A 26347-nucleotide genomic window follows, 5' to 3' on the forward strand; every position below is an offset into this window, starting at 1 on the left:
CCCTGGAGCACACACCGCATGCGTGAGTTCACGTCCCCCGGCCCGACCGACCTCGACCCGGACGAGACGATCCCCGACCTGCTCGCCGCCCGGCTCGCCCGCGACCCGCAGGCGACGTTCGCCGAGCGGCCGACCACGCTGGGCGGTGCGTGGCAGCCGGTGACCGTCGCCACGTTCGCCGAGCAGGTCGCCGCCGTCGCGCGGGGCCTGGTCGCCTCGGGCGTCGAGGCGGGCGACCGTGTCGGGATCATGTCCCGCACCCGGTACGAGTGGACGCTGCTGGACTTCGCGATCTGGGCCGCGGGGGGTGTCGGCGTCCCCGTCTACGAGACGTCGTCCGCCGACCAGGTGCGCTGGATCGCCCAGGACACCGGCATGCGGCTGGTGGTCGTCGAGACCGCCCCGCACGCCGCCGTGCTGGCCCAGGTCCGCGACGACCTGCCGGAGCTGCGCGACGTGCTCGTGCTCGACGAGGGCGCCGTGACGACGCTGACGGAGCGCGGCGCGCAGGTCGACGCCGACGAGGTCGCCCGCCGGACCGCGGCCGTGCGCGGCGACGACCTCGCCACCGTCATCTACACCTCGGGCACCACCGGCCGCCCCAAGGGCGTCGAGATCACGCACCGCAACTTCGTGTCGCTCTCGCGCGCGGGCATCCACGGCCTCGCCGAGGTCTGCGCCGTGCCCGGCACGCGCACGCTGCTGTTCCTGCCGCTGGCCCACGTGTTCGCCCGGTTCATCCAGGTGCTGTGCGTGGCGTCGGGCACGGTCATCGGCCACACCCCTGACACGCGCAACCTGCTGCCCGACCTGGCGACGTTCCAGCCGACGTTCGTGCTCGTCGTGCCCCGCGTGTTCGAGAAGGTCTACAACTCCGCCGAGCAGAAGGCCGGCGCGGGCGCGAGGCTGCGGATCTTCCGGTGGGCGGCGAAGGTCGCGATCGCCTGGTCGCGCGCCCTCGACACCGAGACGGGTCCCTCCCCCGTGCTGCGGGTGCAGCACCAGCTCGCCGACCGCCTCGTGCACCGCAAGCTGCGGGCCGCGTTCGGCGGGCGCGCCCAGTGGGCGATCTCGGGCGGCGCCCCGCTCGGCGAGCGGCTCGGCCACTTCTACCGCGGCATCGGCCTGCGCGTCCTCGAGGGCTACGGCCTGACGGAGACCACCGCGCCCACCACGGTGAACATGCCGGGCCTGACGAAGGTCGGCACGGTCGGGCCCGCGTTCCCCGGCACGTCGGTGCGCGTCGACGACGACGGCCAGGTGTGGATCGCGGGGCCGCACGTGTTCCGCGGCTACCGCAACAACCCCGCCGCGACCGCCGAGGTCCTCGTCGACGGCTGGTTCCACACCGGCGACCTGGGCACGCTCGACGACGACGGGTACCTGCGCATCACCGGGCGCAGCAAGGAGATCATCGTCACCGCCGGCGGCAAGAACGTCGCGCCGGCCGTGCTCGAGGACCGCCTGCGCGGGCACCCGCTGGTCAGCCAGGTCGTCGTGGTCGGCGACCAGCGCCCGTTCATCGGCGCGCTCGTCACGCTGGACCCGGAGATGCTGCCCGGCTGGCTGCAGATGCACGGGCTGCCGGCGATGGACGTCGTCACCGCCAGCACGCACCCGCAGGTGCTGGAGGCCCTCGACCGGGCCGTCGACCGCGCCAACGAGGCCGTGTCGCGCGCCGAGTCCATCCGCAAGGTCCACGTGCTCACCACGGACTTCACCGAGGCGAACGGCTACCTCACGCCGTCGCTGAAGGTGAAGCGCGCGAAGGTGATCGCCGACTTCGCCGCGGACGTCGAGGCGCTGTACGGCACGCCCGGCGGCGAGTGAGCCGCACGCACGCCTGACGGGCGGTGCCGGGGCCCGCACCCCGGCACCGCCCGTCGTCGTGCGTCGCTGCGCCCGACCGGTGCGGGGGTCAGACGACCTGGCGCAGCCGCTTCTGGTCCGCGGACTGCGACGGCACCGCCTCGCTGGGCGTCGAGCCGTCCGCCCACCGCAGCACCGCACCGACCCCGTCGACCAGCTCCACGTCGCCGTCCTCCGCGAACGTCACGCCGGCGTCCTGCCCGATCGCGGCCCGCAGGAGCGCGATGTGCGCGGGGAACCGCCGTGCCTGCCCGTTGACGCCCATCGCCGCCAGGTCCTCCTCGTCGAGGCCCAGCTGCAGGGGTTCGGGACCGGCGACGAGCGTGCGCTCGTCGAGCGCGGAGAGCGCCTCGGTGCCCAGCACGAGCTCGGCGACCTGCCCGCGGCGCAGCACCTCGACGACGTCGTCGAGGGACGTCACGGCGCCCTCGCCCCGGCCCAGGCCCTCCCGGTAGCGGTCGAGCTCGGCGGCCCGGCGGCGGGACCGCTGCTCGGCCAGCGCGTGCGCGACGCGCTCGTCGAACGCGTCGCGGTGCACCCCCTCGCCGCGCCCGCCGCCGCTCACCTCGACGAGCCGCTCGGCCACGTGCTGCCCGACCGCGTCCTTGACGAGCGCGACGGCCCGCACGTCCCCCGTGAGCAGCACGAGGTCGGGCGTCTTGGTCCGCACGCGGGCGTCGACGGCCGCGGCGACGGCCTCGGCGTTGCGCTGCCAGGAGTCCTCGGCGCGCGTCTGGCCGCGCCGCGCCAGGCCGTCGCGGGTCTTGTGGACGTCGTCGTGCCCTCCTTCGACGCTCTCGGTCACCGACGGGCTGGCCTGCTCCTCGCCCGCCTCCACCCACGTGAGGTCCGCACCGGTGCGGTCCACCTCGACGAGCAGGTAGCACAGCGTCTCGTCGGCCGCGCGGACGGCACCGAGCAGGCTCGGCACGGGTCCGTGCACGCCCTGCGACCGCGCGGGCGGCTCGGCGAGGACCCGGTCGACCACGACCCCGTGGGCGTCGGCGACGACGACCCGGCCGTGCGCGGTCCGGCGGCCGTCCGGCACGGACAGGCGTTCGGCGATGTCGTCGAGCACCGCCGCGGGTGCGCCGTCGTGCTCCAGGCCGCGGCGCACGGCGCGCCACCGGTCCAGCAGCTCGGACTCCCCCGCCGCCTCGGCCGGCGACGCGTCGATGTGGACGGTCGTGAACGGCGCGGGGCGGCCGAGCAGGGGCTTGAGCCAGTGCAGGTGCATGGAGTCGTCTCCTCCGCAGTGCGGCGATCCCCGGCGACCGGCACCCGTCGGTCCGGCGGCGGCCGGGGCTGACGCTTCCTACCTTCGACCACACCTGCCCGGCGCGCCAGCGCGGGGAGGGCGAATCGGGTCAGTCCCCCTGCGCGTGGTCCTGCGCGATGGCCTCGTGGTGCCGGATCACCTCGGCGACGATGAACGCGAGGAACTTCTCCGCGAAGACCGGGTCGAGGTCGGCCTCCTGCGCGAGACGGCGCAGCCGGTCCACCTGGCGGGCCTCCCGCCCGGGGTCCGACGCGGGCAGCCCGATCTGCGCCTTCAGCACGCCGACCTGCTGCGTGGCCTTGAAACGCTCGGCGAGCAGGTGCACGAGCGCGGCGTCGATGTTGTCGATGCTCCCGCGCAGGCGGGCCAGCTCGGGCGGCGTCTGCCCGCTCACGCGCTCTTCTCGCGCGGCGTGCGCTTGTCGCGCGCGTCACGGGGGACGAGCGTGGGGTTGACGTTGTCGAGCACGACGTCCCGGGTGATGACGACACGGGCGACGTCGTCGCGCGACGGCACCTCGAACATCACCTGCTGGAGGACCTCCTCCATGATCGCCCGCAGCCCGCGCGCACCGGTGCCGCGCAGCAGGGCCTGGTCGGCGATCGCGGCGACGGCCTCGTCGTCGAACTCGAGCTCGACGCCGTCGATCTGGAACATCCGCTGGTACTGCTTGATGAGCGCGTTGCGCGGCTCGCTGAGGATCCGCACGAGCGCCGAGCGGTCCAGCGGGGAGACGGTGGTGATGACCGGGACGCGGCCGATGAACTCGGGGATCAGCCCGAACTTCAGCAGGTCCTCCGGCATGACCTCGCCGTAGACGTCCTTGTCGTCGGCCGAGTGCAGCGGTGCGCCGAACCCGATGCCGCGGCGACCGGCGCGCGAGGTGATGATCTCGTCGAGGCCCGCGAAGGCGCCCGCGACGATGAACAGCACGTTCGTCGTGTCGATCTGGATGAACTCCTGGTGCGGGTGCTTGCGCCCGCCCTGTGGGGGCACCGACGCGGTCGTCCCCTCGAGGATCTTCAGCAGCGCCTGCTGCACGCCCTCGCCGGAGACGTCGCGCGTGATCGACGGGTTCTCGCTCTTGCGGGCGATCTTGTCGACCTCGTCGATGTAGATGATGCCCGTCTCGGCCTTCTTGACGTCGTAGTCGGCGGCCTGGATGAGCTTGAGCAGGATGTTCTCGACGTCCTCGCCGACGTACCCCGCCTCGGTCAGCGCCGTGGCGTCCGCGATCGCGAACGGCACGTTGAGCATCTTCGCCAGGGTCTGCGCCAGGTACGTCTTGCCGCAGCCCGTGGGGCCGATCAGCAGGATGTTCGACTTGGCGATCTCGACGGCGTCCTCGCCCGCGCTCCGCCCGACCTCACCGGCCTGGATGCGCTTGTAGTGGTTGTACACCGCCACGGCCAGCGACCGCTTGGCCGGCTCCTGCCCGACGATGTACTGCTCGAGGAAGTCGAAGATCTCCTTCGGCTTGGGCAGCTCGACCATGCCGACCTCGGTGGCCTCGGCGAGCTCTTCCTCGATGATCTCGTTGCACAGCTCGATGCACTCGTCGCAGATGTAGACGCCCGGACCCGCGATGAGCTTCTTCACCTGCTTCTGGGACTTGCCGCAGAAGGAGCACTTGAGGAGGTCCGCGCCGTCCCCGATCCTCGCCACAGTGCGTCCCCTTCCGTCGTTCGCTCTCCGTCCTATCGGACGGCGCGGTGCGCTCGTGACCGGTCTCAGCCGGTCGTCCCCCCATTGCACACCACGGGGGGCCTGGTGTCAGCCGAACCCGGCGGGCAAGTCGCGGCGTGTCCGAACTGAGACGTCACGACCTGCCCGCCGACCGGCGGACGGTGGCACTGCTGGGTCAGATGCTGGGCGCGATCACCGTGGGGTGGGCACCCTTGCGGCTCTCGAGCACCTGGTCGACGATCCCGTAGTCCTTGGCCTGGGCCGCGGTGAGGATCTTGTCGCGCTCGATGTCCGTCTTCACCTGCTCGACGTCGCGCCCCGTGTGGTGCGCGAGCGCCGTCTCGAGCCACTCGCGGATGCGGATGAGCTCGTTCGCCTGGATCTCGATGTCGGAGGCCTGCGCGTAGCCGCCGCCCTCCATGGCGGGCTGGTGGATCAGCACGCGCGCGTTGGGCAGGGCCAGGCGCTTGCCCGGCTGGCCCGCGGCGAGCAGCACCGCGGCAGCCGACGCGGCCTGCCCGAGGCAGACCGTGGCGATCTCCGGCTTGATGTACTGCATCGTGTCGTAGATCGCCGTCAGCGCGGTGAACGACCCGCCGGGCGAGTTGATGTACAGCGTGATGTCACGGTCCGGGTCCGTGGACTCCAGGACCAGCAGCTGGGCCATGACGTCGTCGGCGGACGCGTCGTCGACCTGCACGCCGAGGAAGATGATGCGGTCCTCGAACAGCTTGGTGTAGGGGTCCTGGCGCTTGAACCCGTAGGCCGTGCGCTCCTCGAACTGCGGCAGGACGTAGCGGCCGGACGGCGACGCCGGGGCGGTGCCGCCCGCGAGACGCGCCGCGCGGGCCATGAACTGGTGCTCCATGCTCACGAAGGTCTCCTCGATCGATTCTTGTGCGTCAGCCGCGGGCCGTGCCGCCGCCGCCGGCGACCGAGTGCGCCGAGGTCACGACGTGGTCGATGAACCCGTACTCGAGGGCCTCGGGGGCCGTGAACCAGCGGTCGCGGTCCGAGTCGGCGTGGATCTGCTCCGACGTCTTGCCGGTCTGCTCCGCGATGAGGTCGGCGAGGACCTTCTTCATGTGCAGGATGAGCTGGGCGTTGATCCGCACGTCCGTCGCGGTGCCGCCGATGCCGCCCGAGGGCTGGTGCATCATGACCCGCGCGTGCGGCGTGGCGTACCGCTTGCCCTTGGCGCCCGACGAGAGCAGGAACTGCCCCATCGAGGCCGCCATGCCCATGGCGATGGTCGCCACGTCCGGCTTGATGTACTGCATCGTGTCGTAGATCGCCATGCCCGCGGTGATCGACCCGCCCGGCGAGTTGATGTACAGCCAGATGTCCTTGTCGGGGTCCTCGGCCGCGAGCAGCATCATCTGCGCGCAGATGGCGTTCGCGTTCTCGTCCCGCACCTCGGACCCGAGCCAGATGATGCGCTCGCGCAGCAGCCGGTTGTAGATGTGGTCGTTGAGGCCGAGGCCCGGGGACTCTGCCCGGGCGATGGCCGGCACCTGCTCGTTCACGAAGGCTCCCTCGTCCGACTCGTCCAGCTCGTCGCCGCCGCCCGGTGGCCGGTGCCGGTGGCACCCGCCACGCCCTGCGTCGGCGCGTTGCAGCGACCCTAACGCCCGCGACCGCCGACCCATGGCGCCGCCGCGGCCCGTTTCGCTGTCGGCGCACCCGCGATCACCCGTGCCGCCGCCCGTACGCCACGACGGCCCCGCACGCGGGTGGCGTGCGGGGCCGTCGGGTCGTGCGGTGCGGCGGGTGCCGCGGGGCGTGTCAGGCCTTGGCGTCGGCCGTGCTCTCCTCGGCGGCCTCGGCGGCCTCGGCGGCTGCCTCCTCGGCGGCGTCGGCGGCGTCGGCCGCGGCGTCCTCCTCGTCGGAGCCGATGTACTCGGAGAGGTCGACCTCGGCACCCGAGCCGTCGACGACCGTGACCTTGCGCAGCGCGACGGCCAGCGCCTTGGAGCGCGCGACCTCGCCGACCATCATCGGGATCTGGCCCTGCTGGTCGAGGGTCTGGATGAAGGTGTTCGGGTCCATGCCGTACTGGCGCGACGCGGACACGAGGTAGTCCAGCAGCTCGGGCTGGCTGACCTTGACCTCGAGGGCCTCGGCGAGCGTGTCGAGCAGGATCTGGTTGCGCAGCGCCGTGGTCGCCTCGCCGGTGACCTCGGTGCGGTGCTCGTCGTCCTCGAGGCGCCCCTCGGACTCGAGGTGACGGTGCACCTCGGCCTCGACGACGCCCGCGGGCACGGGGATCTCGGTGCCGCCGACGAGCGCCTCGAGCAGCGCGTCGCGGGCCTGGACGGCCTGGTTCGAGGCCTTGATCTTCGCGGCCTGCTCGCGCAGGTCGGCCTGGAGCTCCTCGATCGTGTCGAACTCGCTCGCGAGCTGCGCGAACTCGTCGTCGACCTCGGGCAGCTGGCGCTCCTTGACGGCGGTGGCGGTGACGGCGACCGACGCCTCCTCGCCCGCGCGCTCGCCGCCGGCCAGGGCCGTGGTGAACGTCGTGGACTCGCCGGCGGACAGCCCGGTGAGCGCCTCGTCGAGGCCCTCGAGCATGTTGCCGGAGCCGATCTGGTAGCTCACGCCCGCGACCTGGTCGACCTGCTCGTCGCCGATGGTGGCGGTGAGGTCGATCTGGACGAAGTCGCCCTCCTGCGCGGGGCGGTCGACGCCCACGAGGGAGCCGAACCGCTCGCGCAGCGCGTCGAGCCGGCCCTGCACGTCCTCGTCGCTGACCTCGACGTCGTCGACCGTGACGGTCAGGCCGTCCAGGTCGGGCAGCGTGACCTCGGGGCGCACCTCGACCTCGGCGGTGAAGTGCAGCTCGCCCTCCTCGCCCGCGGGCGCGGCGGTCAGGCCGGGGACCTTCGTGACCTGGACGTCGGGCTGGCCCATGGGACGCAGCTTGTTCTCGCGGACGGCCTCGGCGTAGAAGCCGGACAGGCCCTCGTTGACGGCGTGCTCGATGACGGCCGGGCGGCCCACCCGCTGGTCGATGATCCGCGGCGGGACCTTGCCCTTGCGGAAGCCGGGGACCGTCACCTGCTCCGCGATGTGCTGGTAGGCGTGCTCGATGCTCGGCTTGAGCTCGTCGTACGTCACCTCGACGGACAGCTTGACCTTGGTGGGCTCCAGGGTCTCGACGGCGCTCTTCACTTCGATGATCTCCCGCTGGTCTCTGCCGCGCGCCGGCGGTTCCGACGGGCTGGCACGGCTCTGGCTGGTGCACGCTGATGGGGCTGCGCGCAGCCGACGACGGCACGCACACGCGACCCTCGATGCTACGCCACAGGTCCGCGGAGCCGCCAAAGCGGGCGCGTCGACGCCCGACGCACGACCCGTGCCGGTAGGTGCCCTCGCGAGCACCCGCTACCCTGGTCCCCGGCGTCGGCCCAGGCCGACCGCCGCGCGGACGTAGCTCAATGGTAGAGCCCCAGTCTTCCAAACTGGCTACGCGGGTTCGATTCCCGTCGTCCGCTCCGAAAGAACGTTCCGCATCCACGACGGATCTGGTTCGGGAAGTGCCACAGCTTGCGAGTCTCAACTGACTCGCCACGTCTTCGCTGGCTCAGTCCGACGCGCGCGGTCGCGATCGGATCCGGCACTGTAGCCGCCGCGATGCCGTACGACGACGAGTTGGGGTCGCGTCTTCAGCATCGCCTCGATCGCTCGCAGAGACCTGAGTGGCCGCAGAGGCGACCGGCACGAGTACCTCGCAGACGACGACCGAGGCACGGACAGCCACCGCTGGTGGTTGCCGCGCACGTTCACCGCGATCGAGCGCAGCGCGTCCACAAACATCGATCGAAGGCGTCCCGTTGCGCGTCGACTGCGATCGCTACTGCGGCGGCTCCACGTCGGCGTCGTCGCCCAGCAGCGCCTCGCTGGGCACCTCCGAGGCAGGCACGCTTGAAGCGGGAACAGAGGGCTCGGGGAAACCCAGCCCGATCTCATCGAGCGCGCCGTGCAGAGCCCCAACCATCCGCGCCTTCGCGTCGGCGACTCCCTGGGCGTACGCAAGTTGGGCAGCGGCACCTGCCGCCCAACCTGCCTTGGCGTACTTGTCGAACCACTGCACGACCTCGTAGCCACCATGGTCGGCGTGGCGAACCCGAACGACCCAGTACGTCCCGCCGTATGTGCGGACTGTCCACCAGGACCCGTCGGCGGTGTAGGACCGGTACCCCTCGCGTGTGTCGCTCACTCGCCCACCCTGGCAGTCGCGCCGTGCGAGCGGACGCAGTCCGCGCAATTTCACCCTGACGGGAGTGCGGGCATCCGGGGCAACCGCGGATCTACGCCTGCGAGGCGCTCTCAAGCGCGTCGATGCGATCGCGACCCGCTTCAGACGCCCACGCTCCAACGGACCTGACTCGACCCGCCCACTCCTCGTGCACCCGACGCAGGGCGTCGACACCGGCGTACCGGGCCATCTGTCCCTCGTAGCACAGCAGTCCCATGTCCATCAGATGCAAGAGACCATCGTGCAGGTCGCGGATGTCGCGCTGCTCGACGTCGGCGGAGTATTCGTCGCTCGTGCGGTAGTTCGTCGAGCATCGCAGGTCGTACAAATAGTCAAAGAGCGTCGTCGGCCTCTCGTCCTGCGCAAGCCGAGCCCATCGGCCTGCCGGTAGCCGCTGGTACCGCGCTCCCTTGCGATTCCTGTTCCTGCCCAGCCACCGATCTCGTGCGGCCTCCAGACGATGCCGACGCGCGATGCGTAGCGAAGCCCAGACGTACTCACCCGCCGGGCGATCGGCTTCCATAGGGTTGAACACCGTCGGCTCACAAACCTTCGGGTCAAGCTCGCAGGACGCGACGTCGCTTGGGTTGCCCAGCAACGTGACGCGGAAGGCTCCAGGCGCGTGCCTCACGTGCGCACGGGCGAATGCCTCCTGCAGGCCAGCGTGCGTATCTCTTGGCGCGCCGCTGATCCGAGTGAATGCGCGGCCAGCGTTGAAGACCGCGTAGTAGGCCTGCACTGGGAGTGTCGGGAGCGTCGCGAGCCGCAACGCGTCGTCGTCGAACTGAGCTCCGACTCGAGCGGCAAGCTCGGTCTGCCACGCGATCCGTAGGAGCGTCGCTGCGTCGGCAGAGATGGGACGACGAGTCCGGCTCGGCCCGCTCATGACCTCCCCCGCGCCTACGGCCCGCGCCCCGCGAGCACCCGCACGGTCGGTGTCATAGGTCGCGATCCCAGTCACGATGTGGCTCCTGGACACCAGGCGCGCCGCGCCGTCGCCCAACGGGGGTGGCACACGAACAGAGACCACCACGCACCCTCCTCTCAGCTCACATAGTCGCAGCCAACGGCTTTGTGTGGACAGCATGAGCGTGTCGATGTGGCGGACTATCTCGCGAGTCACTGGAAGCGCAGGTCGGATGGCCTTCCGGAACCACCCTCCGAAGACCCGCCCAGAGGATCGCGCATCCCCGGGGCCGCCGGACGACGATGCGCACGCCAGCCCCGCCCTCACGCCCGGTCGCACCGCGCGATCTGCCCCGTCGGACGGTGTCCGCCGGCACGTCGCCGGCCCGACGCCTGGACGTCGCCCGCCCGTCCCCCTCCCCTGGTGGGCTGCGCGCGTGCGCGTCGCGATCGTCACCGAGTCCTTCCTCCCCCACGTCAACGGCGTCACCCACTCCGTGGTGCGGACCCTCGAGCACCTGCGGGCCGCCGGCCACGAGGCGCTCGTGCTGGCGCCGGGCGAGCCACCGTCGTCCGTGCACGGCGCACGCGTCGTGCCGCTGCGCTCGGTGCCGCTGCCCGGGTACGCGGAGGTCCGCGTCGCGGTGCCGTCGACCCGAACGGTCGCGCGCGAGCTCGCGGCGTTCGCCCCCGACGTCGTGCACCTGGCGTCGCCGTTCGCGACCGGACGCCCGGCCGTGCGGGCCGCCGCCACGCTGGACCTGCCGAGCGTGGCGGTCTACCAGACGGACGTCGCCGGCTTCGCGGGTCGGTACGGCCTGGGCGCGGCGACGGACGCCGCCTGGCGGTTCGTCCGGTCGATCCACGAGCAGGTCGACCTGACGCTCGCCCCGTCCCTGACGGCCGCCCGCGCGCTGGTGGACCACGACGTGCCGCGGGTCGCGCTGTGGCCGCGCGGCGTCGACACGCAGCGGTTCTCCCCGCACCACCGTGACGAGGCGTGGCGGCGGAGGGTCGCACCGGACGGCGCGGCCCTCGTCGGGTTCGTCGGTCGCCTGGCGGCCGAGAAGCAGGTGGCCGACCTGGCCGTGCTGCAGGGCGTGCCGGGCGTGCGCGTGGTCGTCGTCGGCGACGGCCCGCAGGGCCCCGACCTGCGGCGCGCCCTGCCGCGCGCGGTGTTCCTGGGCCAGGTCACCGGTGACGACCTGTCCCGGGTGGTCGCCAGCCTCGACGTCGCCGTGCAGACGGGCCCGCACGAGACGTTCTGCCAGTCCGCGCAGGAGGCGCTGGCGGCGGGGGTGCCGCTCGTGGCCGTCGGGGCGGGGGCCGTGGCCGAGCTGGTCGACCCGAGCCGCACGGGCTGGCTGTACCCGCCCGGCGACCTGGCGGCGCTGCGCGACGCGGTCGTCGACCTGGCGGGCGACGCGGCCAAGCGCCGCGCCATGGGGGCGGCCGGACGGCGGCAGGTCCAGGGCCGCACGTGGCAGGTCGTCGGTGAGCAGCTGCTCGCGCACTACGCGGCGGCGGTGACGGCGCACCGCGCGGCCGCCCGGGTCGGGTGAGCGCAGGGTGCACGTCGTCCACCTGACCAACGCGTACGCACCCGCGTCGGGAGGCGTGCGGACCATGGTGCACGCGCTCGGCGCCGGCTACGCGGCGCACGGCCACCGGCTCACGGCCGTGGTGCCCGCCGCGTCGCGCGGGACGGACCACGAGCCGTGGGGCGTGCGCGTGCGCCTGCCCGGCCCGCGCGTCCCCGGCACGGCCGGGTACCGGGCGCTGCTCGACGCCGCGGCCGTCCGGCGCACGCTCGACCGGCTCGCCCCCGACCGCGTGGAGGTCTCCGACCGGTTCACGCTGCGCCACGTCGGCGAGTGGGCGCGTGCGCGCGGCGTCCCGAGCGTGCTGTTCGCGCACGAGCGGCTCGACGGGCTCGCGCGCACCCTCGCGCACCTTCCCGCGTCGTCGGCCCGTGGCCTGGCCGACGTGGCGAACCGGCACTGGGCGGCGTCGTTCGACCGCGTCGTCGTCACGACCGCGTACGGCGGCGAGGAGCTCGACCGCATCGGCGTCCCCACGGTGCGCATCCCCCTCGGGGTCGACCTCGAGGTCTTCCACCCCGGCGCCCGCACCCGCGGGCCCGCCGGACCGGACGTCGTCCTCGCTCTGTGCAGCCGGCTGTCACCGGAGAAGTCGCCGCGCACGGCCCTCGACGCCCTCGCCCTGCTCCGCGCCGAGGGCGTCGACGCCCGGCTCGTCGTGCTGGGCGACGGCCCGGAGGCGTCCCGTCTGAGGCACCTGGCGGCGGACCTGCCCGTGACGTTCCTGGGCCACGTCGAGGACCGCCGCGCGGTCGCGCGCACCCTCGCCGACGCCGACGTGACGCTGGCCCCCGGACCGCTCGAGACCTTCGGGCTGGCGGCGGCGGAGTCGTTGGCGTGCGGCACGCCGGTGGTCGCCGCGCGGGGGTCGGCCGTGGCGGACCTGGCGGCGCAGGCGTCGGACCCCGGCGAGTTCGCCCGCCGCGCGATGGAGCTGGTGGGCGAGGGCGCCGGCGCGCGTGCCGCAGCACGCGCCCGCGCCGCGCGCCTGGGCTGGGCCGCCACGGTGCGCAGCCTGCTCAGCCTCCACGGTGCGCCGGTGGGTGACGCCCCGGCGATGTCCGGGTGACCCTGCCCCCTGGGTCGGGTGACCCGTTCCCTCGCCCGGCCGGGATCACCCGTCACCCACCCGTTCGCCGCTCGGGCGGCGCGGTGCGGACGCCGATGCGAGGGCATGAGGACCTGGACCGCCCACCGACGGACCCTGCTGGTCGCGGGTGCCGTGTGCCTCGCGCTCGTCCCGTCGGCGGCGCACGCCGAGCCCGCCCCGGTCGAGCGGACCTACCTGGTCACGGTCGACGCAGGATCGCAGGAAGAGGTCGTGGCGCGGCTGGAGCGGCTCGGGGCGGACCCGCAGCGGCAGTTCGACGAGGCGCTGGACGCCGTCGCCGTGCGGATGACCGCGGCGCAGGCCGCGGCGGCGGCGCAGCTGCCCGACGTCGGGACCGTCGCCGCGGACGCGACCTTCCGGGTGGCCGACACCCAGGCGGTGGACTCCGCGTGGGGGCTGGACCGGATCGACCAGCGCACGCTGCCGCTGGACCGGTCGTTCACCTACGACGCCCGGGCGGGTCTCGGGGTGCGCGTGTACGTCGTGGACACCGGGATCAGCCCGGACGCCGGGCTGGGCACCCGCCTCGTGGCGGGGTACTCCGCGATCGCGGACGGCCGCGGCACGACCGACTGCCACGGGCACGGCAGCCACGTGGCGGGCATCGTGGGCTCGACGCGCTGGGGCGTCGCCAAGGCGGCGACCCTGGTGCCGGTGCGCGTGCTCGGATGCACCGGGCAGGGGGCGACCACGGGCGTGGTGGCGGGCCTCGACTGGATCGCCAGCCACCACCCGGCCGGCACGCCCGGCGTGGTCAACATGTCGCTCGGCGGGCCGGCGTACGCAGCCGTCGACCAGGCGGTCGCCACGCTCGTCGCGCAGGGCCTCACCGTGGTCGTCGCCGCGGGCAACGCGAACGTGGACGCGTGCACCGTGTCGCCCGCGGCGGCGCCCTCGGCCCTGACGGTCGGCGCGACGGGCCAGGACGACGCACGCGCGTCGTTCTCGAACTTCGGCAGCTGCGTGGACCTGTTCGCCCCGGGCGTGCAGATCCCGTCGTCGTCGCCGACCAGCACGTCCGGCGCGGTCATGAGCGGGACGTCGCAGGCCTCGCCGCACGTGGCGGGCGCCGCGGCCCTGTACCTGGCGCAGGCGCCGTCCTCGACCCCGGCCCAGGTGCAGCTCGCGCTGCTCACGGCCGCGCAGCCCGTGGTCCGTGACGCCCGCTCGGCCTCGACCCTGCTGCTGCAGAGCGCCGTCTCCGCCTCGACCGCGCCGGTCACGGTGACCTCGACGGCCACGACCTCGTCGATCCGGCTGGCGTGGACGGCGGACGGGACCTTCTCGCGGTGGACCGTGCTCCGCCGCGTGGCCGGGACCAGCACGTGGCAGTCGAGCGTCGTGACCCGTCCGACCACGACGCTCTCCTCCCTCCCCGCCGGGACGGCGGTCGAGGTCGTGATCACCGGGATCGACGCGGTCGGGGTCACCGCGTCGACGACGCTGACCACGAGCACGGCCGCGGCCCCGAGCGCGCCCGGCCTGACCGCGAGCGCGACCCTGCGCTCGGCACGTCTGACCTGGACCGCCCCGACCGTCTCCGCCCCGCTCGTGACGGGGTACACGGTGCAGCGGTCCACCAACGGGACGACGTGGACGACGGCGGCCGCGACCACCACGGCGGTGACGAGCGCGACCGTCGCAGGGCTGGCTCCCGGGGCCCCGGTCTGGTTCCGGGTCTCGGCCGCCGCGGGCACGACGCCCGGTACGTGGTCGACGCCGCTGGCGGTGACGGCGGCGCCGGCACCCGGTGCGCCGACGGGCCTGGCGGTCACGGGCACGTCGGCCCGCACGGCCACCGTGTCCTGGGCGGCGCCGACGGTCTCGGCCGCGCACGTGCAGAAGTACGTCGTGCAGCGGAGCCTCGACGGGGTGACGTGGCGCTCCGTGCCGACGGCCACGCCCCTGGCGACGACGGCGACGCTGACGGCGCTGACGCCGGGCACCGAGCACCTCGTGCGTGTGGCCGCGTGGGGCGAGGGCGTCACCGGCGCCTGGACGACACCCGTGCGCGCGACGACCCTGCCGCTGCCGAGCCAGCCTCTGGCGGTCGCTGCCAGCGCGACCATGCTGACGTCGACGGTCACGTGGGAGCCGCCGGCCGAGACCGGCGCCACCACGGGGTACCGGGTCTCCTGGTCGACGAACGGGCTGAGCTGGCGCACGCTCGACGTGGCGGCGGACGCACGCACCACGACGCTGGCGGGGCTGCGGCCGGGCACGGCCTACCAGGTGCGGGTCGCGGCCCGGGCCGACGGTCTGCTCGGTCCGTGGAGCGACGTCACCACCGTGACGACCGTCGTCGCCCCGACGGCGCCGCGCACGCTGACGGCCACCGGCCGCACGACGACGAGCCTGACGCTGACGTGGGCGCCGCCGGCCACGGGAGCCACGTCGGTCACGGCGTACCGGGTGGAGCGGTCGACCGACGGCGTGACGTGGACGGCCACGACCGTGCCGCCGAGCACCACGCAGGTGACGCTGAGCGCCCTGCGTCGGGCGACGGCGTACCGGGTGCGCGTGTCGGCGGTGAGCCCTGAGGTCACCAGCCCGGCCGCCTCGTGGTCGGGCGCCACCAGCACGAGCTGACGCACCGCGGCCGCACCGGTCCCGCGCACCGGGGCCGGTGCGGTCGCGTGTCCGCATCGCCTCTTTACATCGTTAGAGAACGACCGCTACGGTCAGCGCGAGCCCGAGCACCGGGGCGACGTGCGCCGTCGTCCCCGCGGGCCCCCCTGCGTCCAGCGCTGCACCAGGAGACCCTCGTGAGCACCAGAACGACCCGTCGTGCCGGGCGCCTCGTCGCCCTGACCCTCGCCGCCGCACTCACGTGCACCGGCGCGGCCTCCGCGAGCGCCGGCCCGCCGAAGGCCCCCGCCCCACCGACCCCGACGTTCGCCGACGCGACCGTGCACGACCCGTCGGTGGTCGTCGCCGACGACGAGCTGTGGGTGTTCGGCTCGCACCTGCAGGTCGCGAAGACCGACGACCTCATGGCCTGGGAGCAGGTCGCGTCGGGCGTCTCGGCGGACAACCCGATCTTCGACGACGTGCTGACCGAGCTCGCCGAGACGTTCGCGTGGGCGCAGACCGACACGCTGTGGGCGGCGGACGTCATCCAGCTCGCCGACGGCAGGTTCTACATGTACTACAACGCCTGCAAGGGCGACTCGCCCCGGTCCGCGCTGGGCGTCGCCGTGGCCGACGACGTCGACGGCCCCTACGAGGACCTGGGGATCGTGCTGCGCTCGGGCATGTGGGACGAGACCAGCGAGGACGGCACCGTCTACGACGCGCGCGTGCACCCCAACGTCGTCGACCCGGACGTCTTCTACGACGCCGAGGGCGACCTGTGGATGGTCTACGGCTCGTACTCCGGCGGCATCTTCATCCTCGAGCTCGACCCGACGACGGGCCTGCCGCTGCCCGGCCAGGGCTACGGCGAGCACCTCGTGGGCGGCAACCACAGCCGCATCGAGGCGCCCAACGTCATGTACGACGAGGGCACCGGGTACTACTACCTGTTCCTGTCGTTCGGCGGCCTGGACGCCACGGGCGGCTACAACGTCCGCGTCGCGCGCTCGGAGAACCCCGACGGCCCGTACGTCGACGCCGAGGGCAACCTCATGAGCGACGTGAAGGCCGACCCGAGCCTGCCGCTGTTCGACGACGCGTCGATCGCGCCCTACGGCGTCAAGGTGATGGGCAGCTACGTGTTCCAGCGGGAGGTCGGCGACCCGGGCAGCGGCCCGGGCGTCGGGTACGTCTCCCCCGGGCACAACTCGACGTACGTCGACGAGGCCACGGGGAGGAAGTTCCTCGTCTTCCACACCCGGTTCCCCGAGCAGGGCGAGACGCACAACGTGCGGGTGCACGAGATGTTCCTGAACAGTGCGGGCTGGCCCGTCGTGGCGCCGTACCGGTACGCGGCTGACGGCTCCACGCCCGCACCGCTGGCCACGACCGCGTCGACGACGCGCCGGACGCAGGCACCTTCGACGAGGATCACGCGCGACGCCGCGGCCGGTCGGTACGCCCTGGTCGACCACGGCAAGGACATCAACACCACGGCCACGCGGGCCGTCACGGTCACGCTGGAGAAGAACGGCAAGGTCACCGGCGCGCTCACCGGTCGGTGGAGCCTGCAGGGCAAGAACCGCGCCCGCGTCGTGGCCGGCGGCCAGACGTACGACGGCGTGTTCACCCGCCAGTGGGAGCCCGACCGGCAGGCGTGGGTCGTGACGTTCACCGTCCAGTCGAGCGCGGGCGTGTCGCTGTGGGGCACGCGGGTCGACCCGATGTCGGCGAAGCAGGCCGTCGCCGCGGTGGTCGCGGACCTCGACCTCGGGGACACCTCGGCGGTCGTCGCCGACCTCGACCTGCCGACCGTCGGCACCAACGGCGTCACGATCGCGTGGGCGTCGGACGACCCGGCCGTCGTCTCGACGACCGGGGAGGTCACGCGCCCCGAGCACGGGGCGGGCGACGCGACCGTGACCCTCACCGCCACGATCACCAAGGACCGCCGCACCGCGACCGCGACGTTCACCGTCACGGTGCTGGAGCGGACCGCCGGCGGCACGATCGGGGCCTGGTCGTTCGAGGACGACCTCGCCGAGGCCACGGGCGCGCTGCCCGCGGCGACCGTCACCGGCAACCGCATCGACGCCGCCGGCGGCACCGTCACGTACGTCGACGGCGTGCGGGGCAGGGCCGTGCACCTCGACGGCGCCAGCGGCGTGCGCCTGCCCGACGGTCTGATCAGCGGTGCCACCTACTCGGTGGCGATGTGGCTGCGCCCCGACCAGCTCACGCAGTTCTCGTCCGCATTCTTCGGCGCGCGCGACGCGAACAGCTGGGTCAGCGTCGTCCCGTACGGCCACGACGGCGTCGGCGGCGACACCATGGTCTGGTCCGGCTCCACCTGGTACGACGCCGGTGCGGGCCGCCAGATCCCCGCCGGTGAGTGGAGCCACGTCGCGCTCACGGTCGACTCGGGCGACGTCACGGTCTACCTCGACGGCGTCGAGGCCTTCACCGGCACCGGTTTCCCCGACGTGTTCACCACGACGACGGGCTCCTTCGCCCTCGGCGTGAACTGGTGGGACGCCCCGTTCGCAGGCGACGTCGACGAGCTCTCGGTGCACGGCTCGGCCCTCACGGCCGACGAGGTCGCCGCCCTCGCGACCCGCTGACCACCCCGACGGGCCGCGCCTCCCGGAGGCGCGGCCCGTCGCTGGCGCAGATGCCCTACGTGTCGTACCCGAGCCCGTCCCAGGGCGCGTAGTACGCGATGAAGTCGCCCGGCGCGACGGTGACGACGTCCGTACCGTCGTCGTACCGGCCGACCTCCCACCCGAAGGTCACACCGTCGACGACGCGGGTGAACGGCTCGACCTCGACGGGCTCCAGCACGTAGTCACCCAGCCCTGCGAGCCGCGCCGCGACGAGCCGCTCCGCACCCGCCGGTCCCGCCTGGCCCGGTGGCAGCCCGTCCGCGCGCTGCACCTCGTCGACCAGCACCTCGTCGAAGGTGCCGTCGGCGTGCCACAGGAACAGACCGACGTACGAGGCGCCATCAGGCGCGGGGTCGAAGAACTCCTCGCTGAGGAAGAACCTGCGCCCGTCCTCGGCAGTGCCCGCGTACGGCACGTGGTAGTCGTCGGGGACGATCGTGAAGCGCGCGGGCGGTCCGGGCGCGACCTGGCGCACCGGGACCCGCTGCCTGCGCCAGCGCGCGAAGACGTTCATGACCGGAACGTAGCGAGGACCGGGGACACAGGGCTGCCCACGCCTCGGCGAGGCGTAGCCCGCGAGCCCGCGGCACCGCGATACTCACGCCCATGACGCAGCCGATGCCTGCCGGGCCCGTGCCCACCCCCGTGAAGCCGCAGGTGCCCCTGACGGTCCCGAGCCCCGCCGACCGGGCCGCGCTCGTCGCCGTCTGGGCGCTGCCGCTGCTCGCCGTCGCGGTCAAGCTGACCGTGCCCGGCTGGATCGTCGTCATCATCATCCTGTGGTCGCCGGTGATCCTGGCCGTCCTCGCGGCCGGCATCGTCACGTTCGCCTCGACGTTCCGTCGCCGCAGCCGCGTCCGCGCGGCGCTCGGCACCGTCCCACCCGTCTACCACGTGCTCGCCTGGGTGTGGGGTGCGGTGTTCGTCGTCGCCGCAGCCGTGGTCGCGGACGGCGGCGACGTCGGCGGCTGGTCGTCTCCGCTGCTGAAGATCACGGGCCTCGTCGAGCCCGACTGGTACGACGCCTTCGCCGGCCCGGTCCTCACGGCGTGCATGGTCGCGGCCGTCGGCATCCCCGTCGCGACCTGGATCCTGCGCATCCGCCACCGCCCCCGCACGGCCGCACTCCCGCAGGCGTGAACGTGCAGCTCAGCCGCTGAGCGCGCACGGGGGCGCCATGTGGCGGCACCACGTCGGGGTGGCGGGATTCGAACCCACGACCTTCCGCTCCCAAAGCGGACGCGCTACCAACCTGCGCCACACCCCGCGGACCGTCGGGCGGTTGCCCGGCAGACCGCGACCACCCTACCGGCGCCGGCGCCGGGGCCCGGCGCCGGTAGGGGCGGGCCCGCGGGCCTGCGGCTCAGCCGGCGGCGCGGCGCAGGAGGTCGACGAGCCGCTCCTCGACGGCCGGGGTGATCTCGGTCAGGGCGAACCCGGTGGGCCACATCGGACCGTCGTCGAGCGTGGCGACGTCGTTGAAGCCGAGGGTCGCGTAGCGGGCCGTGAACTTGTCGGCGCCCTGGAAGAAGCACAGGACCTTGTCGCCCCGGGCGTACGCGGGCATGCCGTACCAGGTGCGGGGGGCGAGCTCCGGGGCGTGCGTGCGCACGAGGGTGTGGACGCGCTCGGCCAGCACACGGTCCGCGTCGGGCATCTCGGCGATCTTCGCGAGCACCTCGGCCTCCTGCTCGGCGGCCTTCGCGGCCTTCCCGCCGCGCCGCGCCTGGGCGCGCACCTCGGCGGCGCGCTCCTTCATGGCGGCCCGCTCCTGCGCGGTGAAGCCCTCGGCGGTGGCGTCGGTCGTCGTGGTCCTGGCCATGGCTGTCCCCTGTCGTCGTCGGTCCTGCCGAGCGTAGGGACGGGTGCGCGGAGGCGGCTTCTCGGAAACTGACGGATGCCGCCCGGGCGCCCGTGGTGACGTCGGTCACACCGGGGACGGGTGTCCTCCCCGTGAGCCACGCCGGCGTGATGGGGTGGTGGCCGTGACGACGACGTTCCTCCAGGCGGGCGACCGCGTGCTCCTGACCGGCGACTCCATCACCGACTGGGGGCGCGACCGCGACCAGCCCGACAGCCCGTGGGCGCTGGGGCACGGGTACGCCGGCATCGTGGCGGCCCTCGCCGGGGCGCGGCGGCCGGACCTCGGCCTGACGTTCCACAACCGCGGCATCGGCGGCGACACCACGCGGATGCTGCGCGAGCGGTGGGAGCAGGACGCGCTGGCGCTCGAGCCGACCGTGGTGTCCGTGCTCGTCGGGATCAACGACACGTGGCGCCGGTACGACGGAGGCACGGTGACGGGCGTCGAGGAGTACGAGGAGCACTACCGGGCGATCCTCGACGCCACGCGCGAGCGGCTGGGCGCCCGCCTCGTGCTGGTCGAGCCGTTCGTGCTGCCCGTCCTGCCCGGGCAGGAGGCGTGGCGCGAGGACCTGGACCCGCGCATCCACGTGGTGCGGCGCCTGGCGGTGGAGCACGGTGCCGTGCTGGTGCCCGCGGACGGCCTGTTCGCCGCGGCCGCGACCCGCGCTCCCGCGGACCGGTGGGCCTTCGACGGCGTGCACCCCACGCCCGCGGGGCACGGGCTGCTGGCCGAGGCGTGGCTGGGCGCCGTCGGGCTCGCCGCACCGCGCTGACCTGCGACGTCACCGGCCGGTGGTGTCATCGGCACTGAGACGGCAGACATCACCCCGCGCCAGCCGATACGTCTCAGCGGGATGCTTCAGATCGGCGCACGCCCGGCCGATCCCCTCGGTACGCTCGCGCGGCGCACGGCCCGCGGCGGGACCCGCGGAGACCACCATGAGCACCACGACGAGCGCGCCGACGGAGCCGATCTGCCCGGCCCCGGACGTGCCCGCCGTGCTGCGCGGCACCGACCGGGCCACCGGCACCACCGGCACGTGGCACCTGCGGGCCGTGCCGACGGACGGCGCCACGTGCAGCTGGGTCGTCGAGCACGTGGGCGGCCACATCATGTCCGAGGCCGTGTGGATGCAGACGCACCGCGACGTCGACGTGGTCGACCAGGCGCACGTCCTGGCCCTGCTCGCCCGCGTCGACCCCTGCTGCTGAGCCGACCGGCGCCCGGCCGAGCCGTCAGACGGGCCCGCCGGCCGTGTGGTCCCACGCGCGCGGCGTGAACTCGGGCCGGTTGCGCGCGTAGTCCTCGCGGAAGACCGGCGAGGAGATGAGCATGTCGGCCGTCGCGGCGTTGCACGCCATCGGCACGTTCCACAGCGCACCCAGGCGCAGCAGGGCCTTGACGTCGGGGTCGTGCGGCTGGGCCTCGAGCGGGTCCCAGAAGAAGATCAGCATGTCGATCTCGCCCTCGGCGATCTTCGCGCCGATCTGCTGGTCGCCGCCGACCGGCCCGGACAGCAGGCGGTGGACCTCCAGGCCCAGCTCGTAGGCCAGGATCGTCCCGGTCGTACCGGTCGCCCACAGCCGGTGGTGGGACAGGGTGCCGCGGTTGAACTCCGCCCAGCGGACCAGGTCCACCTTCTTGTTGTCGTGCGCGACCAGCGCGATGGAGTGTCGGATCGCATGCATGGGGGACCCCTTTGCCGTCGGCCCCTGCCCTCGCATCGTAGGCGCCGGGCAGGTCCGCCGACCGGGTGACGTCTGCCGTGTCCACGGACGGCGGGCATCTTTGCGGCCCCCCGCGCGTTGGCGGTAGCGTCGGCCGACGACGAGTCGACCGTGGCCCCGCCGGGCCGGTCCCGGCGGGCAGCACGCCCGTCGACGAGGAGGAGGGGGCGCGAGCGATGCAGCGCACGTCCCCCCTGCCCGTCGTCACCGGCACCCTCGTGCCGTCGCAGGCCGCGGCCCGTGCCGCCGTCTGCTGCTGTCGCTGTCCGTAGAGCGCTGGCCGTCCCTCCGTGCGAGGGTGGCGGGGCCCCTCCGGGCTCCCGCCGGACCCGTCCCAGCGCTCGCCCCGCGGCGACGCTCCCCCGGCGCGCCGCCCACCCCGGCCGGCGCCCGTCGCCGGCCCACGCCCCGCCCGTGCACCCGCGACGAAGGACGAGAAGACCCATGGCCCGCATCTACGACGACGCCACCGCGCTGATCGGCAACACCCCGCTGGTCCGCATCAACAAGATCACCGACGGCGCGCCGGCGACCGTCGTCGGCAAGCTGGAGTTCTACAACCCGGCCAGCTCGGTCAAGGACCGCATCGGCGTCGCGATCATCGACGCGGCCGAGCGCTCGGGCGCCCTGGCCCCCGGCGGCACGATCGTCGAGGCCACCAGCGGCAACACCGGCATCGCGCTGGCGTTCGTGGGCGCGGCCCGCGGGTACGACGTCGTGCTGACGATGCCGGAGACCATGTCGAAGGAGCGCCGCGCGCTGCTGCGGGCCTTCGGGGCCGAGCTCATCCTCACCCCGGGCTCCGAGGGCATGAAGGGCGCGGTCAACCGCGCCAACGAGGTCGTCGCCGAGCGCCCGGGCGCGATCCTGGCCCGCCAGTTCGCCAACGAGGCCAACCCGGCGATCCACCGCGCCACCACGGCCGAGGAGATCTGGGCCGACACGGACGGCGAGGTCGACATCCTCGTCGCCGGCATCGGCACCGGCGGCACCATCACGGGCGTCGGCGGGCTGCTCAAGGAGCGCAAGCACGGTGTGAAGATCGTCGGCGTCGAGCCCGCCGAGTCCCCGATCCTCAACGGCGGCCAGCCCGGCCCGCACAAGATCCAGGGCATCGGCGCGAACTTCGTGCCCGAGATCCTCGACACGACGGTGTATGACGAGATCATCGACGTCGACGCCGAGACGGCCGTCTCCGTGGCCCGCCGCGCAGCCCGCGAGGAGGGTCTGCTCGTCGGCATCTCGTCCGGCGCCGCCCTGCACGCCGCGACGCAGCTGGCGCACCGCCCGGAGAACGCGGGCAAGCTGATCGTCGTCATCATCCCGTCGTTCGGCGAGCGGTACCTCAGCTCGGTGCTCTACGCCGACCTGCTCGACTGACACCGCGCCCGCCGCGGGCCGCGCACCCCCGGGGTGCCGCACCCGCGGCGGGCGTCGCACGTCGACCGGCCCCCCCGGGCCGGCCACCCCGACGACACCCCGGAGCACCATGCGCCCGCTCGCCGCCTTCCTCCGCACGCTGCGCGAGGACCTCGAGGCCGCCCACCGCCACGACCCGGCGGCCCGGTCGCTGCTCGAGGTGGCCCTCGGCTACCCGGGCGTGCACGCGATCTGGGTGTACCGCCTCGCGCACCACATGTGGCAGGTGCCGCCCCTGCGGCTGGCCGCGCGCCTGGTGTCCCAGCTGGCCCGCGCCGCGACGGGCGTGGAGATCCACCCCGGCGCGCGTCTCGGCCGGCGGCTGTTCATCGACCACGGCATGGGCGTCGTGGTGGGCGAGACCGCCGAGGTGGGCGACGACGTCGTGCTGTTCCACGGCGCGACCCTCGGCGGCCGGTCGATGCGCCGCGGCAAGCGGCACCCCACGCTCGGCGACCGCGTGGTCGTGGGCGCCGGGGCGAAGATCCTCGGCCCGGTCTGGGTGGGCAACGACGCGCAGGTCGGCGCCAACGCGGTCGTCATCGCGGACGTCCCGGCCGGGGCCGTCGCGGTGGGCGTGCCCGCGAAGATCCGCACGCGGCCCGTCGAGGCACCGTTCGACGCCGAGGTCGACGACCCGGCGATCTACATCTGAGCGGACCACCCCACCACCGCGCACCCCGCGACGCGGTGGAACGGGCTCCGGCGACCCCGGTTGTTCTAGTTGTTGGCTAACAACTAGAGTGCTGCCATGCTGCTGCGCGTCGACCCCTCCGCGGACGAGCCGCTCTACGCCCAGCTCGCCACCCAGGTGCGCCGCGCCGTGGCGCGCGGCGAGGTCGCGGCCGGGGAGCGGCTGCCCTCGGCCCGTGAGGTCGCCGCCGCGCTCGAGATCAACCTGCACACGGTGCTGCACGCGTACCAGGACCTGCGCGACGAGGGCCTGGTCGAGCTGCGGCGCGGGCGCGGGGCCGTCGTCACCGGGCACGAGGCGCCCGACCTGACCGAGCTCCACGACGCCGTCGCCGCGCTGGCCGCCGTCGCCCGGCGCCTGCACGTCGCGCCCCCCACCGTCACCACCCTCGTCCAGGAGGCCCTGCGATGACCACGCCCGTCACCACCCGCCCGCCGATCCCCCACCGGGTCGCGTCCACGCTCTTCGCGCTCGCCCTCCCCCTGGCCGTGGTCGGCGCGGGCCTGCTGCTCACGTGGTCCTGGGCGCACGAGCTGCCCGACCCCGTGGCCATGCACTGGGGCGCCGACGGCGCGGCCGACGGGTTCGGCAGCGTGACGTCCCAGCTCGTCGTGCTGGCGGTGACCGTCACCCTGCTGTCCGCGGCCGCGTGGGCGCTCGCGTTCTGGCTGGGCCGCGACGCGTCCACCCGACGCCTGGCCACCGGCACGTCGCTCGGCCTGGCCCTGTTCCTCACCGTGCTCGTGGTGGGCGGGCTGGCCGCCCAGCGCGGCCTCGACGACGCGGCGGACGTCGGCCCCCTGGGCGGCACGATCGGGCTGGCCGTCGGCGCGGGGCTCGTCGCGGGCGCCCTCGTGGCGTTCGCCCAGCCCGGCGACCCCGCACGCCCCGCGACGGGTGCGGTGCCCTCCGACGCGGAGCGGCTGCCGCTCGGGCCCGGCGAGCGCGCCGCATGGACGCGCACGGCCACGGGGTCAGCGGCCGTCGCGATCGGCGGCGGCGCGACCGCCGTGGTCGCAGGGCTCGCGCTCGCGCTGGACCTGCCCGGCCTCTGGCTGCTGGTGCTGGCGCTCGGTGCGCTCCTGGCCGCCACCGCCGTGTTCCGCGTGCGTGTCGACGGCACCGGGCTGACCGTGCGCTCCGCGCTCGGGTGGCCACGCCTGCACGTGCCGGCGGACGAGGTCGTGGCGGCCCGCACCGCCCGGGTGCGTCCGCTCGGCGACTTCGGCGGCTGGGGCTACCGCGTCGGCGCGGGCGGCCGCACCGGCGTGGTGCTGCGCTCCGGCGGGGCGTTGGAGGTCGAGCGGACCGGCGGGCGGGTCGTCGTCGTCACCGTCGACGACGCCGGGACGGCCGCGGCCCTGCTCAACACCCTCGCCGACCGCGACCGCGGGCGTACCGACCGGTAGCCTGGCCGCGCCGCGGGGTCGCGGCACGTCGACGGCGACGAGAGGGGCTCACGTGCGGCTCGGCTACCACACCGGCTACTGGTCGGCGGGTCCCCCGCCCGGGGCGCAGGAGGCGGTCCGCGCGGCGGACGACCTCGGCGTCGACTCCGTCTGGACGGCCGAGGCCTACGGCTCGGACGCCTTCACCCCGCTCGCATGGTGGGGCGCCACGACGCAGAAGGTCCGGCTGGGCACGGCGATCGCCCAGATGGCGGCCCGCACGCCCACGTCGACGGCGATGGCCGCCCTCACCCTCGACCACCTCTCCGGCGGGCGGTTCACGCTCGGCCTCGGGGCGTCGGGTCCGCAGGTCGTCGAGGGCTGGTACGGCCAGCCGTGGGGGCGCCCGCTGGCCCGCACGCGCGAGTTCGTCGCGGTCGTGCGCCAGGTGCTCGCGCGGGAGGCGCCCGTGCGGTTCGACGGCGAGTTCTACCGGCTGCCGCTGCCGCCCGAGGAGGGGTCGGGGCTCGGCAAGGCCCTGCGCCCGACCGTGCACCCGCTGCGCGCCGACCTGCCGATCCACCTGGCGGCGGAGGGGCCGCGCAACGTGGCGCTGTCGGCCGAGATCGCCGACGGCTGGCTGCCGCTGTTCTACTCCCCGCGCACCGACGCCGAGCACCGGCAGCTGCTGGCCGACGGGTTCGCACGCCGCGCGCCCGGGCTGCGCGCGCCCGAGGAGTTCGAGGTCACCGCGACGGTGCCGGTCGTGCTGGCCGACGGGGTCGAGCAGGCCGCCGACCAGGTGCGGCCGTTCGTCGCGCTGTACGCCGGGGGCATGGGGGCCAAGGGGGCCAACTTCCACCGCGCCGTGCTCGACCGGCTCGGCTACGGCGAGGCGTGCGACGAGATCCAGGCGCACTACCTGGCCGGCGACCGCGCCCGCGCGGCGGCCGCGGTCCCGACGGAGCTGGTGCAGGAGGTCGCCCTCGTCGGCACGGCCGCCGACGTCCGGGCCCGGCTGGAGGCGTGGCGGGCCACGGCGGTCACGACGATGCTCGTGCAGTGCGACCCACGGTCGCTGCCCGAGGTGGCTGGCCTCTGGGCGGAGGTCTTCCCGCGGGACGTCGCACCCCGCGGCTGACCGCGCAGCGTCGGCACGCCCCTGCGGCGCGCCACCGGGTGGACCTGCGTCCATCTGGTGGCGCGCCGTTGCCGTGCCGCGCCCACGTCGCCTACGCTGACCACCAGATGAACGGTGACTCTCACATGCTGAGATGGCACCCCGACCGGAGGAGGCCCGCATGA

24 protein-coding genes and 2 tRNA genes are annotated in these 26347 nt (G+C 74.1%); 14 read left to right on the forward strand and 12 right to left on the reverse strand.

The features are described 5' to 3' along the window. The first annotated feature begins 18 nt into the window (after positions 1-18). Positions 19-1830 (forward strand): long-chain fatty acid--CoA ligase, encoded by a 1812-nt coding sequence (locus FBY24_RS18725; protein ID WP_142162911.1) that lies wholly within the window; start codon positions 19-21, stop codon positions 1828-1830. Positions 1831-1918: 88 nt separating this feature from the next. Here the strand turns inward: FBY24_RS18725 and FBY24_RS18730 are convergent, their stop codons facing one another. The 6 genes from FBY24_RS18730 to tig form a co-directional block, all read right to left on the reverse strand. Beyond that, complete coding sequence (locus tag FBY24_RS18730) at positions 1919-3106, reverse strand: hypothetical protein (RefSeq protein ID WP_142162913.1); 1188 nt, start codon at positions 3104-3106, stop codon at positions 1919-1921. Positions 3107-3236: 130 nt separating this feature from the next. After that, complete coding sequence (locus FBY24_RS18735) at positions 3237-3542, reverse strand: chorismate mutase (protein WP_142162915.1); 306 nt, start codon at positions 3540-3542, stop codon at positions 3237-3239. After that, positions 3539-4813, reverse strand: coding sequence for an ATP-dependent Clp protease ATP-binding subunit ClpX (clpX, locus tag FBY24_RS18740; RefSeq protein WP_142162917.1), 1275 nt, complete (start codon positions 4811-4813; stop codon positions 3539-3541). The genes FBY24_RS18735 and clpX overlap by 4 nt, the downstream gene beginning before the upstream one ends. 196 nt (positions 4814-5009) lie before the next feature. Continuing rightward, complete coding sequence (locus FBY24_RS18745; protein ID WP_140460334.1) at positions 5010-5708, reverse strand: ATP-dependent Clp protease proteolytic subunit; 699 nt, start codon at positions 5706-5708, stop codon at positions 5010-5012. A 28-nt stretch (positions 5709-5736) separates the two neighbouring features. Next, the gene (locus tag FBY24_RS18750; protein ID WP_140460333.1) at positions 5737-6360 is read right to left on the reverse strand and encodes an ATP-dependent Clp protease proteolytic subunit; all 624 of its coding nucleotides are present in this window, start codon (positions 6358-6360) and stop codon (positions 5737-5739) included. A gap of 259 nt (positions 6361-6619) precedes the next feature. Next, the gene (tig, locus tag FBY24_RS18755; RefSeq protein WP_142162920.1) at positions 6620-8005 is read right to left on the reverse strand and encodes a trigger factor; all 1386 of its coding nucleotides are present in this window, start codon (positions 8003-8005) and stop codon (positions 6620-6622) included. A gap of 252 nt (positions 8006-8257) precedes the next feature. On the opposite strand from tig, the gene FBY24_RS18760 reads away from it, so the two are divergent. Then, positions 8258-8328 (forward strand) — tRNA-Gly (locus tag FBY24_RS18760). Between the two features lie 359 nt (positions 8329-8687). Here the strand turns inward: FBY24_RS18760 and FBY24_RS18765 are convergent. Both FBY24_RS18765 and FBY24_RS18770 read right to left on the reverse strand, forming a co-directional pair. After that, positions 8688-9053, reverse strand: coding sequence for a hypothetical protein (locus FBY24_RS18765; protein ID WP_142162921.1), 366 nt, complete (start codon positions 9051-9053; stop codon positions 8688-8690). Between the two features lie 91 nt (positions 9054-9144). Beyond that, positions 9145-9978, reverse strand: a complete 834-nt coding sequence (locus FBY24_RS18770; RefSeq protein WP_142162923.1) for a hypothetical protein — start codon at positions 9976-9978, stop codon at positions 9145-9147. Positions 9979-10435: 457 nt separating this feature from the next. On the opposite strand from FBY24_RS18770, the gene FBY24_RS18775 reads away from it, so the two are divergent. The 4 genes from FBY24_RS18775 (at position 10436) to FBY24_RS18790 (ending at position 17905) form a co-directional block, all read left to right on the forward strand. Further along, on the forward strand, positions 10436-11560 hold the full coding sequence (locus tag FBY24_RS18775; protein WP_142162925.1) for a glycosyltransferase family 1 protein: 1125 nt from the start codon (positions 10436-10438) through the stop codon (positions 11558-11560). 7 nt (positions 11561-11567) lie between these two features. After that, positions 11568-12668 (forward strand): glycosyltransferase, encoded by a 1101-nt coding sequence (locus FBY24_RS18780; protein ID WP_142162927.1) that lies wholly within the window; start codon positions 11568-11570, stop codon positions 12666-12668. Positions 12669-12773: 105 nt separating this feature from the next. Further along, the gene (locus FBY24_RS18785; RefSeq protein ID WP_142162929.1) at positions 12774-15299 is read left to right on the forward strand and encodes a fibronectin type III domain-containing protein; all 2526 of its coding nucleotides are present in this window, start codon (positions 12774-12776) and stop codon (positions 15297-15299) included. 176 nt (positions 15300-15475) lie between these two features. Beyond that, a complete protein-coding gene (locus FBY24_RS18790; protein ID WP_255432484.1) occupies positions 15476-17905 on the forward strand; it encodes a LamG-like jellyroll fold domain-containing protein in 2430 nt (809 codons plus the stop codon). A 55-nt stretch (positions 17906-17960) separates the two neighbouring features. On the opposite strand, the gene FBY24_RS18795 is transcribed toward FBY24_RS18790, so the two are convergent. Then, positions 17961-18461: a hypothetical protein gene (locus FBY24_RS18795; RefSeq protein ID WP_142162931.1), complete on the reverse strand. Its 501-nt coding sequence runs from the start codon at positions 18459-18461 to the stop codon at positions 17961-17963. Between the two features lie 92 nt (positions 18462-18553). Here FBY24_RS18795 and FBY24_RS18800 point away from each other — a divergent pair, with 92 nt between their 5' ends. Continuing rightward, on the forward strand, positions 18554-19087 hold the full coding sequence (locus tag FBY24_RS18800) for a hypothetical protein (RefSeq protein ID WP_142162933.1): 534 nt from the start codon (positions 18554-18556) through the stop codon (positions 19085-19087). 53 nt (positions 19088-19140) lie between these two features. On the opposite strand, the gene FBY24_RS18805 is transcribed toward FBY24_RS18800, so the two are convergent. Together FBY24_RS18805 and FBY24_RS18810 are read right to left on the reverse strand one after the other, a co-directional pair. Beyond that, positions 19141-19214, reverse strand: a tRNA-Pro gene (locus FBY24_RS18805). A gap of 96 nt (positions 19215-19310) precedes the next feature. Continuing rightward, positions 19311-19769: an iron chaperone gene (locus FBY24_RS18810; RefSeq protein ID WP_142162935.1), complete on the reverse strand. Its 459-nt coding sequence runs from the start codon at positions 19767-19769 to the stop codon at positions 19311-19313. Between the two features lie 163 nt (positions 19770-19932). Here FBY24_RS18810 and FBY24_RS18815 point away from each other — a divergent pair, with 163 nt between their 5' ends. Both FBY24_RS18815 and FBY24_RS18820 read left to right on the forward strand, forming a co-directional pair. Further along, complete coding sequence (locus FBY24_RS18815; protein WP_142162937.1) at positions 19933-20586, forward strand: SGNH/GDSL hydrolase family protein; 654 nt, start codon at positions 19933-19935, stop codon at positions 20584-20586. A 166-nt stretch (positions 20587-20752) separates the two neighbouring features. Continuing rightward, complete coding sequence (locus tag FBY24_RS18820) at positions 20753-21025, forward strand: hypothetical protein (RefSeq protein ID WP_142162939.1); 273 nt, start codon at positions 20753-20755, stop codon at positions 21023-21025. Between the two features lie 24 nt (positions 21026-21049). Here FBY24_RS18820 and FBY24_RS18825 read toward each other — a convergent pair whose 3' ends face one another. Beyond that, positions 21050-21502, reverse strand: coding sequence for a methylglyoxal synthase (locus tag FBY24_RS18825; RefSeq protein WP_142162942.1), 453 nt, complete (start codon positions 21500-21502; stop codon positions 21050-21052). Between the two features lie 483 nt (positions 21503-21985). On the opposite strand from FBY24_RS18825, the gene cysK reads away from it, so the two are divergent. From cysK to FBY24_RS18850, 5 genes are all read left to right on the forward strand, one after another. Beyond that, positions 21986-22921 (forward strand): cysteine synthase A, encoded by a 936-nt coding sequence (gene cysK, locus FBY24_RS18830; protein WP_142162945.1) that lies wholly within the window; start codon positions 21986-21988, stop codon positions 22919-22921. Positions 22922-23030: 109 nt separating this feature from the next. Next, complete coding sequence (gene epsC, locus FBY24_RS18835; protein ID WP_142162947.1) at positions 23031-23615, forward strand: serine O-acetyltransferase EpsC; 585 nt, start codon at positions 23031-23033, stop codon at positions 23613-23615. Positions 23616-23711: 96 nt separating this feature from the next. Next, positions 23712-24065, forward strand: coding sequence for a GntR family transcriptional regulator (locus FBY24_RS18840; RefSeq protein WP_142162948.1), 354 nt, complete (start codon positions 23712-23714; stop codon positions 24063-24065). Then, positions 24062-25063, forward strand: a complete 1002-nt coding sequence (locus FBY24_RS18845) for a DUF1648 domain-containing protein (protein WP_142162951.1) — start codon at positions 24062-24064, stop codon at positions 25061-25063. Before FBY24_RS18840 ends, FBY24_RS18845 begins: the two co-directional genes overlap by 4 nt. A gap of 52 nt (positions 25064-25115) precedes the next feature. Further along, complete coding sequence (locus FBY24_RS18850; RefSeq protein ID WP_142162953.1) at positions 25116-26183, forward strand: LLM class F420-dependent oxidoreductase; 1068 nt, start codon at positions 25116-25118, stop codon at positions 26181-26183. Positions 26184-26347 lie beyond the last annotated feature (164 nt).

It is taken from the genome of Cellulomonas sp. SLBN-39 (assembly GCF_006715865.1).
GTDB lineage: Bacteria > Actinomycetota > Actinomycetes > Actinomycetales > Cellulomonadaceae > Cellulomonas.

Excerpts from the sequence above, each read along its gene's own strand:
- FBY24_RS18725 (WP_142162911.1), top strand. The coding sequence starts at position 19 with ATGCGTGAGTTCACGTCCCCCGGCCCGACCGACCTCGACCCGGACGAG.
- FBY24_RS18730 (WP_142162913.1), bottom strand. The coding sequence starts at position 3,106 with ATGCACCTGCACTGGCTCAAGCCCCTGCTCGGCCGCCCCGCGCCGTTC.
- FBY24_RS18770 (WP_142162923.1), bottom strand. The coding sequence starts at position 9,978 with ATGAGCGGGCCGAGCCGGACTCGTCGTCCCATCTCTGCCGACGCAGCG.
- FBY24_RS18785 (WP_142162929.1), top strand. The coding sequence starts at position 12,774 with ATGAGGACCTGGACCGCCCACCGACGGACCCTGCTGGTCGCGGGTGCC.
- FBY24_RS18795 (WP_142162931.1), bottom strand. The coding sequence starts at position 18,461 with ATGAACGTCTTCGCGCGCTGGCGCAGGCAGCGGGTCCCGGTGCGCCAG.
- FBY24_RS18800 (WP_142162933.1), top strand. The coding sequence starts at position 18,554 with ATGACGCAGCCGATGCCTGCCGGGCCCGTGCCCACCCCCGTGAAGCCG.
- FBY24_RS18810 (WP_142162935.1), bottom strand. The coding sequence starts at position 19,769 with ATGGCCAGGACCACGACGACCGACGCCACCGCCGAGGGCTTCACCGCG.
- FBY24_RS18820 (WP_142162939.1), top strand. The coding sequence starts at position 20,753 with ATGAGCACCACGACGAGCGCGCCGACGGAGCCGATCTGCCCGGCCCCG.
- FBY24_RS18825 (WP_142162942.1), bottom strand. The coding sequence starts at position 21,502 with ATGCATGCGATCCGACACTCCATCGCGCTGGTCGCGCACGACAACAAG.
- cysK (WP_142162945.1), top strand. The coding sequence starts at position 21,986 with ATGGCCCGCATCTACGACGACGCCACCGCGCTGATCGGCAACACCCCG.
- epsC (WP_142162947.1), top strand. The coding sequence starts at position 23,031 with ATGCGCCCGCTCGCCGCCTTCCTCCGCACGCTGCGCGAGGACCTCGAG.
- FBY24_RS18840 (WP_142162948.1), top strand. The coding sequence starts at position 23,712 with ATGCTGCTGCGCGTCGACCCCTCCGCGGACGAGCCGCTCTACGCCCAG.
- FBY24_RS18845 (WP_142162951.1), top strand. The coding sequence starts at position 24,062 with ATGACCACGCCCGTCACCACCCGCCCGCCGATCCCCCACCGGGTCGCG.